Origin of the sequence: Acidisphaera sp. L21 (assembly GCF_009765685.1) — a bacterium.
Classification (GTDB): domain Bacteria; phylum Pseudomonadota; class Alphaproteobacteria; order Acetobacterales; family Acetobacteraceae; genus LMUY01.
The window spans coordinates 39,026-50,434 of sequence record NZ_LMUY01000122.1 but is presented as its reverse complement, the minus strand read 5'-3'; the positions used below and the strand labels follow the sequence as shown (position 1 = coordinate 50,434).

Sequence of the window (11,409 nt, the reverse complement as noted above, 5' to 3'; positions counted from 1 at the left end):
TCGCAAGCAATTTCTTGATTCCGGTCAAGCCGAGCACGCTCTAATTCCGGTCTGATTTGCATGGCGGCGCCGATCGCCTTTTTATCGAGGCGATACGCTTTCACCGGTGTCAAGGCGGTCGCCGTAGCCGCATATGGTGAGCCGGTGATCAGCCCAACCGCACCAAGACTGCCACCAGGTCCCATCCGGAATACCACATGCTTGTCGCCCGAAGCACCATTCGAGATTTCAACTGTCCCGGAGGCGATGATGAAAAGTGCCTGAGGATCATCGCCCTTGCGGATCAAGCTCTCGCCGACCCTGACCAGAACCTCGGTCAGATGCGCTGCAAGCAAGGATCGGTCTTCAGCGGCCAGAACGCCGAACCAGTCGGACTCCTGAAGCATCTGCGCTGAGCTGGGAATCTCGGTACGAGGCACCATCGGCCGACCTACTACGGCAAGCGAGATGCCCGAATGGCGCAGATGGTTTTGCACTTGCCCCAGCAGTTCGGTCCGGGCCGCCAGGATGACCGCGCCGCTAAAAACGGAGAAGCTGATCTCATAGACCGCGCCATCACCACTGAGCTCGGTTCTCGCTACGCTAGGTGCGGGATCATCCTCGAGAAGCATGCAGGCTCGCGCGGCTGCTGTCAGGGTGTCCATGCAGCGGATGGGCGAGTCACGGGCGTCCAGCTTAACGGTGACTGAAAGCCCCCGCAAAGTGGTGGGTAAACTGTGATTAATTAGCCGCGCCTTCGCAATGACGCTGTTCGGTATGACAGCGACGTCCCCTTTGAAAGTGGCGATGTGGGTCGACCGCCAATTGACCTGAATGACCCGACCCTCAATGCCACCCTCGACCCAAAGGAGGTCACCGGGATTGTAAGGCCGCTCGATCCCAACTGCGATGCCGGAAAAGACATCAGCCAAGCTGCTTTGCAGCGCCAGACCGAGCACGATGGCGATGACGCCCGACGTGGCGAGGAGCCCTCCAACCGGAACATCGAAGACAAAATTGACGATGGCGAGCAGTGTGACCAGGTAAATCACGCCCGCCAGCAGATCGGAGATGATCCGGGTCTCGCGGGGCCGGGTCTCGAACACGACGAACAATCGGGTCAGCCCGATCGCGCTTTGGGCCCCGATGATCCACCAGCCCACCTCAATAACCTGCTCCCATAGGCGCACCCCCGTCTCATCCGCTTGGAACCGCGGGGCAATCGGCGAGCCGAGAACTCTCTGGACCAGCACCGTTAAAACGATCAAGGCGGCCACCCGCCAAAGCGCGCGTGCCCACAGCGACCACTGCGAGATCAGCCGCGGCACCACAATCGTGGCGAGCAGCAGCACGCTTGCGGCTGTCAGGGCTGCTTCTCGGGTCATCGTCATCTCCATGCGACGGGCCATCGATCAAGGTGGAAATCGTATCTCGCCCTGCGCTCCCGCGTCGTGTCTTGCAGTGAGCGCCGCCGTCCAAGCGGCCGCAAAGGTTGCCGTCCTAGGACGGCAACCTTTGTTCAGGAGACTCGGTCCGCCTAGCCATGCAAGACCGGGCTTTTGCCTGCAAGTACGTGGGTGAGTGCGATCGCGTATTCGGATGCCGATTGCTGGTTCTGTCCGGTGATCAGCTTGCCGTCGATCACCACACGCAGGCCCCATGGCTCCACATGGACGAAGTTCATGCCCGCCTTTTCCATCACCGACTGCGGGAAATTCGGGATGAAGTCCTTGCCGTAAACCTTCTCGACCTCGGCATCCTCTTCGCGGGAGAACCCGGTGGCACGCCGCCCGGCGACCCGGCTGGGGTTGTTGGCCAGCGCGATGGCGCCGTGGCAGATCGCGCCGACCACCTTTTCCGTAGCCCAGAAATGCTCGAGGATGCGGGCGACCTGTTCGTTTGGGTAGAGGTCGACGGCAGCGCCGCCGCCGCCGACGACATGGACGGCGTCATAATTCTCTGGACGAACGTCCTCGAACGCGATCGTCGTATCCAGCTTGGCCACCAACGCCTTGTCAGAAAGGAACCCTTTGCTGACAATGTCATTGGCCTCCCATGAGCCCTCCGAATAGGGATCACTCATCGCGGCAAAGCTGGCCTTTCCACCACTTGGACTTGCGAAATGAACTTCATGCCCTCGCTCCGTGAGGTGCCAAAACGGGTGGGTGCATTCGGCAAGCCAGAAGCCTATCTCCGCGCTGCTCAGGAGGAACAGTATTTTCATCATCAGTCTCCTAGTGAATTCAAGTTTTGAAGTAATCGGCGCAAACGACTTCAGGTCTTGCGGTAGGCCGGTGCGCCATACGGGGCCCCGATGGTGCCGCCATCGACTACGATCTCCGCGGCAGTCATGCCGGACGATCCTTCCGACGCGAGGAAGACGACCGCATGAGCGATCTCCTCCGGCTGGGCGACACGGCCGATCGGAATGCTGCGATCGATGGCGTGCATCGTCTCGGCCTTTGGGACGTTCGCCCTCGCGCCGCGCGTCCAGATCGGTGTGTCGGTCGCGCCGGGGATAACCGTGTTGACCCTGATACCGCGTGGCGCGAGTTCCGAGGCGAATACCTTTGCCATCGCGGTGATGCCGCCCTTGGTCGCGGCGTAAGCTGCGGCGCCCGGATTACCCATCTGGCGCATAACCGAGCCATTCAGGATGATGGACCCGCCTGCCGACATGAGCGGTAGCGCCGCTTGGACGGTCAGGAACACGCTGGTGAGGTTTGTCCGCGAGATCGCCTCGAACATCGCCAAAGTGGTCGATCCGAGGGGCGTCGGGCCTGAGATCCCAGCATTGGCGAACAGAACGTCAAGCGACCCAAATGCCGTCCTGACCACGTCGAGCATGGCGTCGATCGCTGCAGGGTCGTCTAGGTCGCCTTGGATTGCCACAGCTGACCCAAGTTCCGAGGCGACCGCATCGAGTTTGCTCTGATCACGGCCGGTGATGGCAACCCGCGCGCCCTGCGCCACCATCATGCGGGCAGTTGCAAGGCCAATGCCGCTACTGCCTCCGGTTATCAATACCGACTTGTTTTCTAGCAGCATTTTAAGGCCCTTCCGAGACCGAGATGACTATTAAGTATCGGACCGCGCCAGTCAGCGGGATGTGATACACTTCAGGTTTTCCATACATGATAGTCGTAAGGCAACAAATCAATCCATGCGCTCCATAGAGTAGCCGGTGCGCTTAGCCGCCATCAGAACGGTGCGGGCCTTCCTGGCCGCATCAATGCCACGAGCAGAAGGCAAACGGCGGTGCCACCGGCCGCAGCGAGGAACGCGTCCTGGTAGGCGAGCACGTTGGCCTGCGCTGCGACCGCCGTCGCCAGGAGACGGGCTGATTGGCTGCCTACCAGCGCAGCATCCGCCATATGGGCATTCAAGCGACCCGCATAGGCGGCGAGTCGGTCAGCCGTGAGCGCGCTGCCGCCTGTCATGTGCTGGCCGATCATGTTGGAGTGAATTTGCTCCCTCACGCGAACGAAAGTTTGCATAAAGGCCGTCCCTATTTCTCCCCCGAACAGGCGGCTGAGCTGAAGCAGGCATCCAATCGTAAGGGCTTCCAATGGCACGATGCTCCGCACCGATAGAACTGTGATGGCCGTTAGCGCGAAAGATTGGCCGACTGCCTGCAATACCTGCGACGGCAAGAAGTCGGCGGTCGCCCACACGGCGGTAAGTTCTGCGGCCATAAGGCACGCCACGCCGAGCAATGCCGTACCGAACGCCAGGACATATCGCCCGTCCACGCGCCGGAGTAGCGCCCCCAGGGGGATGACGATGATGAGTTGCGGCAGGGCAATCCAGAGGAGAACCTGCCCCACCTGAAGCTCGCGAAAGTTCTGCACGGCCTGCAGATAGGATGGGATCACATATGCCGTGGACAGAACGATGAAGCGAACTGCCGCTAGCGTGAGCAGCATGAGGGCGAGATTGCCGTGTAGGAGCAGACCGAGGTTCAAGAAGGGCCGGGTTGCCGTGAGTTCGTGCACCAGGAATGCGAATGCCAGCGTGCCTCCACCGACAAGAAGCCCGATGACGAGCCCGCTAGAGGTCCAATCAAGCCGATTGCCCTGGTCTAGGCCGGCATACAACATCGCAAATCCTATGCTCGCATAGGCTAGTCCCCACAAATCGAAATCCCCGAGCAGCTTGGCGTTTATAGGCTCACGCGGGACCCCATACCATATCGCGGCCAACATTGCCGGAAGGGCAAGACAGTATTGCCAATAAATCCATTGCCAAGACCAGTGATCGGCGTACCAGCCCTCTAGGGACGCTGCGACGTTCTGAGACAGCTCCGAATTCATGGAGTAGACGGCTAAACCGTAAATCACGAGTTGCGCCGGGAGGCTGCGAATGACGAAGCTGATTGTCAGGGGAATAAACGTTCCAGAGCCGATGCCCCCGAGCGCCAACAAGACAAGAAATCCGGTTAGATTCGTAGTCAACGGCGCCAGCAGCGAGGCCAGGAAGAATATGATGATCCCAGTCAGAAGCATTCGGCGTGCGCCGAAAACTGCACCTAGATAGGGTGAGGCTACGCCGACCAGCATCTGTCCCACCCCGAAGATGGTCGTTATCCAGGCCCCCTCGTCGAATCCCGCATGGATGCCGCCGCGGAGATCGGCCAAACCGAAGCTGGTCGTGCGCGATCCGAGCGTGCCCATGATCGACCCAAGTAAGACTCCCAGTATGCCGACGTAAGGCCGCCAGTTATCTATGCGCAGCCGCGGCGGGTGCTCATGTGCCGATCGATGAAGTGCCACCCCGACAGCACTAACGGGCATATCCCGGGCGTTCATCGCTTGGCCGTATCGATGGTGGCTTCAACGGACATGCCCGGCCGCACGAGCGCGCCCAAAGCCGGGTCCGCATCCAAGATGATTTTAACCGGCATCCGCTGCACCACTTTGGTATAGTTGCCCGTGGCATTGTCTGGTGCCAGCAGCGCGAAAGTGCTGCCGGTGCCGGGCGACCAACTCTCCACATGACCCGAAAGCACCAAGTCTGGAAACGCATCCACGGTGACGCGCACGGGCTGGCCGATTCGTACGTGGGTCATCTGTGTTTCCTTGTAGTTGGCGATGACCCAAATTCTTGGAAGAGGCATCACGGTGACGATCTGAGTACCGACATTGACGAACTGGCCTGGGCGGACCTGACGCTGCCCCACCATTCCGTCGACTGGAGATCGAATTTGGGTGTATCCAAGATTGTTTGCTGCAAGCTCTACTTGGGCTGCTGCGGCGTCTCGCTGAGCGGTCAACTGCTTTTCCTGGACGTCCAGGCTGTCCAGAACGGCCTTTTGCTGATCCCGGGCGGCTTTGCTCAGGGCAAATTGTGCCGCAGATCGCTTTTCATTGGAGTCCGACTGCTCAACCGCTTGCGGCGTTCCGGCGAGACGACCGACCAAAAGCGACCTTTGTCGGTTGGCCTCTAAGCGGGCCCGGGTGACGTCTGCGTCGTTCGCGTCGATCGTCGCTTCGGCCTGCCGGATAAGGGCACGCTGAACAGCCTTTTGATTGGAAAGATTGGCAAGAGCCGCCTCGGCCGCTGCGCGGTTGGCATTGGCTTGTGCCAGTTGCGCGCGATAGTCAGATGGCTCGATTTCTGCCAGGATCTCTCCGCGCCGGACGGTCGCGAAGTCCTGCACGGCCACTGTCGCGATATAACCAGAGACCTTGGCTGACAGTGGCGTTAGATCACCCACCACGAAGGCGTCGTCGGTCTCCTGGCTGAGTGCGGAGCCACTCCATCGATCCCAGTTATGGGCGATGAACCACGCTGCGAAGCCGCATGCAGCTATGAACACGATCCGGATGATTGGCCACACCCAAGATCCCCTCGGCGGGATGACGGCAACTGCGGGGGAAACCGATGGCGGAGGAACCACTCCCGGGTCGGCGGCTGGATGCATATCGGGGGCCAGCAGCGTCGACTGGCTCATGTCGAGGCAACCGGGAAGGCGTGGCGAAGGGTTTCTTGCGTCACAGATTGGTCGTGTTTGCTAGGCGCGGACTGGATTCCAGGATTGTGTGAATGGACACCCCCCCGGCATCTGAACATGATAGACGTAATGGTTGGGGGCGCTTGGTGTTCGATATACGCGTCCTTCGTTGTGGTTTTGATGGTGGAGAAGTTGCTATGGCGAGATACCCGGCGGCGGAAACCGCCAAAAAGCATGAACGGATCCTGCAAGAGGCGTCGCGACTCTTCCGCGAGAATGGATTTTCGGCGGTCTCGGTGGGTGATCTTATGAAGGCTGCCGAACTCACGCACGGCTCGTTCTACAATCATTTTGAGTCGAAGCTGGCCCTTATTGGCCAGTGTATCGAATGGGTTAGTCCCCGCGCCGCAGGACTCATTGCGTCCGCTGGGCCGACCGATGCGGGCAAACGGGCGTTTGCAGCGAAATATCTGAGCATCGCTTCGCGGGACAATCCGGGTCACGGTTGCCTCATGTCCAGCCTCGGGCCGGAGATTGCGCGCGAGCCCGCGGCAACGCCAGCCATGACCAACTACGTGCAAAGTTTCATTGGTAAGCTGGTGTCTCATTTTCCCTGGTCCAAGCCGGCCGCAGCTCGCCGGGAAGCCATCCGCATGACGGCAGCCATGGTCGGTGCGCTGGTCCTGGCAAGGTCTGTAGATGACGAGGCCCTCTCGAGGGAGATTCTGCGGGCGGTCGCAGGGCAGTTCTAGGAATGAAGGTTCAAAGCGGCGCAGGCTCGGTCCGACCTCACGCCGCCCTGAGCCGCCGTATGCTGACCTCGTGCTCACACCCATTCTTTTTGACCTCCATCAAGAAACATTTTGCTGTGGCACAGGTCTGTTTCATTACGTGGCCGGAAGCCGCTCCAGAAGTTCGCTGGTCGACAGGATTGCATGGGCGAACATGGGCGCGTTCTCGGCCGCCGCGACCATCCCCTCGGGGCTGAAGGCTGCCGTCGCATCTGGCACGAGCGTGACGTGATAGCCCAGCTCCATGCCATAGCGGGCAGTGGCCTCGATGCAGCTATTGGCAATTAGGCCGACGAGAATGATCTTCTGAATACCATGCTGCTTCAGCAACATGTCCAGGTCGGTGTTGGCAAAGCCATTCTGTGCCCAATGCTCCTTAACGATGACGTCGCCTGCTCGCGGCCCAAATTCCTCGTTGAACTCACCACCCCAACTTCCGACCTCGAACGCCCGCATGGGCTCCGTCTTCGCAATGAACATGTTGACGTGCTGCCACTCAAGATGGTCGTGATCGCAGGCGCGGTGATGAGGAACGATGAAAACCTGGATCCCTAGTTCGCGGATCGCTGGGATCAGCCTGCGCATGTTCGAGAACAATCCCGAGGTATCGGCTGTCGGTTTGATCGCTTCATAGAGCTTTCCGCCCTCGCTCATGAAATCGTTGTAAGGATCAACGATCAAGAGGGCGGTGCGGTCGGCGGCGTAGGTCTCTGTCATGGCGATGCCTTTCGTCGAGATGCATGCGAAGCCCAAGATGCCGGTGCCTTATGGACGTCATGCAGAGAGATAACTTGTTGAAAGCTCTTTAAATATCCAGTCCTGGTAACGGACTCTTGGTTATTAGAAGCATGCAAGGTTTCTGCAGTATGACGAACGAACATCGACCGCCTTAGCTTGGTCCACCGGAAGCCGCTCTGCTGACGTCGCGATGTTGCGGACAGATACGCCTATCGCGGCTATCGTTAGAAATCCAAAGATATTGAGGATGGTATCCAAGCCTTGGATGGCGCCGCGTGGACGCCGTGGCTGTCCGAGCGATGAACGGCCCGCCTAGTGGTGGGCGCAGAACTGGGCTAGCTGGGCGCGCAGCCACGCACGTGCGGGATGATCATGTGTGCGCTCGTGCCAAACCATAGCTATTCTAAAACCGGAGACGGGAAGTGGTGGCTCAAACGTATCGACGCGGTCAGCGTAGCGAGCGGCAAGGCGCTCCGGTGCCAAGGCTATGAGTTCGCTCTCAGCGACGGCCTCTATCATCATCACGAATGACGACACGGCGACGGCCACCTTTCTTGTTAAGCCGATCGCTTCCAAAGCATCGTCTGTTGATCCACGGAAGCCCGTTGCGCGCGGAGAGACGATGACGTGTCGTGCTGCAATGAAGCGTTCCATTGTCATCACGCCGGCTGTGAAAGATTGCTTACGCGTGACGCCAATATACCGCTCCCGCAAGACATCGAGGTAGCGAAACTCTGTTCCCTCCACCTCACTGGACTGCAGAAAGGCGACGTCAACATCACCGCGCTCAAGATCAGCCTTGGGCTCGTGAACCGCTCGGACCATGACCTGCACATCTGGTGCTACAACGTGGAGTTGGGTCACGAATGGCAGCAGGACGGTCACCTGCATATAATCGCTGGCAGAAATCCCAAAGATGATCTTCGCATTGGCTGGGTCGAAGGACCGGGCTCGGCTGACAAGCGCTCTCATTTGATCCAAAGCATGGCGTAGCGGAACCTGGAGTTCCGTGGCCATGGCAGTAGCGGAGACGCCCCGGGACGTCGGGATGAGGAGTTGGTCGCTAAATATGTCCCGTAGCCGCGCCAATTGAGCGCTCAGGGCCGGTTGGCTGAGGTTGAGACGCTTGGCTGCCCGAGTCACATTGAGCTCGGCGAGAAGCGCCTCAAGCGCTAACAGCAAGTTCAGGTCGAGCTTCTTGTCATCCATGGCGTCTATACCAGCACCATTCTCTTTGGATTTCCACCAATAAGGTGCCAGGGCCTACAGACCATCATGCAATTGACGCATCTGCGTGAGCGGAAAACTTGGAGGATGACAGATATGGAGCCTTATTCGACTGGCGACACTGCGTTGCTTCTTGTCGATCTTCTCAACGATTTCCTCGACGAGGAAGGCAAATTAGCCCAACGGATTGGGCCAATGCTCGAGAAGACCGATCTCATTGTACACCTTGGCCGGTTGATCAAAGGGGCCCGCGCTGCTCGCCTAAAGGTCTTCTATGTGCCACACGGGCTTCACGAACATAGCTTCGATGACGTCAAACACGTGCATCCGCGCTGGCAGTGGGCAATGGAGAATAAGCTGTTTTGGAAGGGTGAGTGGGGCGCCGATTTCTTTGAGGCCTTTGCTCCACTTGAGGGCGACGTCATTATAAGCCGCCACCGGACCTTCGATAGCTTCGTCAACACCGACATGATTCAAAAGCTGCGCGAAAACAAGCTCGAGAAAGTCGTTCTTGCCGGTCTGACCTCCCATACCTGCGTCGAAAGCGCCGGCCGCCACGCGCTTGAGGAAGGTTTCCACGTCACCTTCCTGACCGATGCCGTTGCCGAGTTCACTGAAGCGGCTCAAAAGGCGGCAATTGAACTTTCCTATCCGACATTCGGCCACGAAGTGACCACCATCGATCAGTTCCTGGCTGCCATTGAGCCCGTGATTGCCTGATTCTTCAACCGGGCATCGTCGCGACTGACGCCATATGGCTTGATGCGCCTTTCTCCACCTCGCTCTCGAGCGCGCTATCCATCGAAAAGGACCGATCATGAGATCGACGAGGCAAGTGGTTGTGGATCGCTTTGGCGGGCCGGATGTCTTGAAGGTCATCGATGTGTCAATTGCCTCTCCGAGGCCGGAGCAAATTCTGGTTCGGGTGGAGGCAGCCGGTGTCCTTTACGGCGATGTTATGCGTCGGACGAACCGATATCTAACGGAAACGCCTCTACCCTATGCGCCGGGAACCGAGATAGCTGGTACTGTCGTCGAGATCGGGAAGAAGGTTTCCGGGTTAAAGGTGGGTGACAGGGTGCTCTGCCGGGTAGGCTCGCAGGGTTATTCTCAATATGCCTTGGCTGAGGTTGCGCAAACATTCTCTCTTCCGGATGGAATAGGATTTGCCGAAGCCACAGCATTGCTTGCGCAAGGCGTGACCGCTTATCTGCTGACGCATGACGTCGCGACCATGAAAGGCAAAGCAGTGTTCATTGAGTCGGTGGCCGGTGGTGTGGGTATGCAGATGGCACAGATGGCGAAGACATTAGGCGCGGCATTTGTGGCGGGATCCGCCAGTACTGAAGAGAAGCGAGATTTCGCGCGTAAGAACGGCGTCGATCTTGTAGTAAGTTCTTTGGAGCAGAATTGGTCTGAGCAGATCATGAAGGCGACCAAAGGACGTGGTGTCGATGTCGGGTTCGAGTCCTCGGGCGCTTCGTTCGTCGAGCTTCTAAGATGCCTTAGCTCGTTTGGAACTTTAGTCAAGTTTGGTCGCGGAGTGGACGAACGCCAATCTTTCGATCCAACCAGGCTTGTTGGTCAAAATCAGACCCTGCGCGGCTTTTACCTGCCGGGCTATTTCGATGAGCCGCATCGCCAGTTACTCGATACCGCGATGCATTCCCTGATCGATGCAGTGTTAAACGGCGTCCTAAAAGTGGAAATTAGTCACCGGTATCCTCTACAAGATGCGTCGCTCGCCCATCGTGCCATAGAAGAGCGCCGAACCATGGGGAAAGTGGTCCTGGAGCCGTGGAAGACCAAGGCATAGTCAGCTTAGTAGGCTCCTGAGTGGAATGGGGCGCGCCGCTGGCGCCTCGATCATCTGGAGATATCAATGGACGCTAACGAAGGCATGATTACCAGTAACGTTCCTGGCCCCGCGGAGTCCGCAGGACTTTCGCCATTCGTCATTTCCCTTTTCGCATTCTCTTGTGGTGCGACTGTTGCTAATATCTACTATGCACAGTCATTAGTGGAGCCCATTTCCCGTGCGTTGGAACTGCCGCCTAGTTTCGCTGGGCTAATTGTCGCCTTTACGCAGCTTGGTTACGGTGCAGGCCTATTCTTCCTCGTCTGTCTGGGTGATCTGGTCGAGAACCGACGGCTAATTCTTCTCACGACGGCCGGAACCATCGTCGGCCTCATCGGTGTGGTCAGCAGTCACTCGGCCACCATGTTCCTCGCTGCCTCCTTCATCCTCGGGGTCTTCTCCGTCGGCACGCAGGTGCTTGTTCCCCTGGCGGTTCACCTCTCACCGGAGCGGCTGCGTGGGCGGGTGATCGGCCGGATCATGGTTGGCCTCATTGGCGGGGTTATGCTCTCGCGGCCGATTGCAAGCTTCCTCGCCGCGGATTTCGGCTGGAAGGCGGTCTTCTGGGTATCGATCGCCGTTATGTTGGTTACGCTGTTGTTGCTCCGGCAGATATTGCCTTGTCGCCATCCCAATTCGGATATCCGGTATGGGGTATTACTGGCGTCGATCTTGCGACTTCTCGCCACCTCTCGGCCCCTTCAGCGGCGATGTATCTACCAAGGGTTGTTGTACGGCATCTTCAACCTGTTCTGGACGGCCGCTCCACTGATGTTGCACGGTGAATTCGGCTTGTCGCAGCAAGGTATCGCTCTCTTCGCGTTCGCTGGCGCAGGCGGAGCCTTGTCCGCACCTATTGCCGG

11 protein-coding genes are annotated in these 11,409 nt (G+C 58.7%); 4 read left to right on the top strand and 7 right to left on the bottom strand.

Going from position 1 to position 11,409, the window contains the following annotated elements:
- The 5 genes from GSQ76_RS23370 to GSQ76_RS23350 form a co-directional block, all read right to left on the bottom strand.
- The coding region (locus GSQ76_RS23370) for a mechanosensitive ion channel family protein (protein WP_158746513.1) at positions 1 to 1,376 on the bottom strand (1,376 nt) is incomplete at its 3' end.
- Between the two features lie 140 nt (positions 1,377 to 1,516).
- Positions 1,517 to 2,203: a type 1 glutamine amidotransferase domain-containing protein gene (locus GSQ76_RS23365; protein WP_158746512.1), complete on the bottom strand. Its 687-nt coding sequence runs from the start codon at positions 2,201 to 2,203 to the stop codon at positions 1,517 to 1,519.
- Between the two features lie 50 nt (positions 2,204 to 2,253).
- The gene (locus GSQ76_RS23360; RefSeq protein WP_158746511.1) at positions 2,254 to 3,027 is read right to left on the bottom strand and encodes an SDR family NAD(P)-dependent oxidoreductase; all 774 of its coding nucleotides are present in this window, start codon (positions 3,025 to 3,027) and stop codon (positions 2,254 to 2,256) included.
- Positions 3,028 to 3,179: 152 nt separating this feature from the next.
- Entirely contained in the window at positions 3,180 to 4,772 is a 1,593-nt protein-coding gene (locus GSQ76_RS23355) for an MFS transporter (protein WP_256367018.1), read from the bottom strand.
- 11 nt (positions 4,773 to 4,783) lie between these two features.
- Positions 4,784 to 5,932: an HlyD family secretion protein gene (locus GSQ76_RS23350; protein ID WP_254070593.1), complete on the bottom strand. Its 1,149-nt coding sequence runs from the start codon at positions 5,930 to 5,932 to the stop codon at positions 4,784 to 4,786.
- Between the two features lie 92 nt (positions 5,933 to 6,024).
- Here GSQ76_RS23350 and GSQ76_RS23345 point away from each other — a divergent pair, with 92 nt between their 5' ends.
- On the top strand, positions 6,025 to 6,684 hold the full coding sequence (locus GSQ76_RS23345; RefSeq protein ID WP_158746509.1) for a TetR/AcrR family transcriptional regulator: 660 nt from the start codon (positions 6,025 to 6,027) through the stop codon (positions 6,682 to 6,684).
- Between the two features lie 135 nt (positions 6,685 to 6,819).
- Here GSQ76_RS23345 and GSQ76_RS23340 read toward each other — a convergent pair whose 3' ends face one another.
- Together GSQ76_RS23340 and GSQ76_RS23335 are read right to left on the bottom strand one after the other, a co-directional pair.
- Positions 6,820 to 7,476 (bottom strand): isochorismatase family cysteine hydrolase, encoded by a 657-nt coding sequence (locus GSQ76_RS23340; protein ID WP_216851250.1) that lies wholly within the window; start codon positions 7,474 to 7,476, stop codon positions 6,820 to 6,822.
- A gap of 297 nt (positions 7,477 to 7,773) precedes the next feature.
- Entirely contained in the window at positions 7,774 to 8,670 is an 897-nt protein-coding gene (locus GSQ76_RS23335) for a LysR family transcriptional regulator (RefSeq protein WP_158746508.1), read from the bottom strand.
- Between the two features lie 105 nt (positions 8,671 to 8,775).
- Between GSQ76_RS23335 and GSQ76_RS23330 the strand changes: the two genes are divergently transcribed.
- The 3 genes from GSQ76_RS23330 to GSQ76_RS23320 form a co-directional block, all read left to right on the top strand.
- Complete coding sequence (locus GSQ76_RS23330) at positions 8,776 to 9,408, top strand: isochorismatase family cysteine hydrolase (protein WP_216851249.1); 633 nt, start codon at positions 8,776 to 8,778, stop codon at positions 9,406 to 9,408.
- 121 nt (positions 9,409 to 9,529) lie between these two features.
- The gene (locus GSQ76_RS23325; protein WP_158746507.1) at positions 9,530 to 10,504 is read left to right on the top strand and encodes a zinc-binding dehydrogenase; all 975 of its coding nucleotides are present in this window, start codon (positions 9,530 to 9,532) and stop codon (positions 10,502 to 10,504) included.
- Positions 10,505 to 10,570: 66 nt separating this feature from the next.
- Positions 10,571 to 11,409: MFS transporter (locus GSQ76_RS23320; protein ID WP_216851248.1), on the top strand; the 839-nt coding region annotated here is incomplete at its 3' end.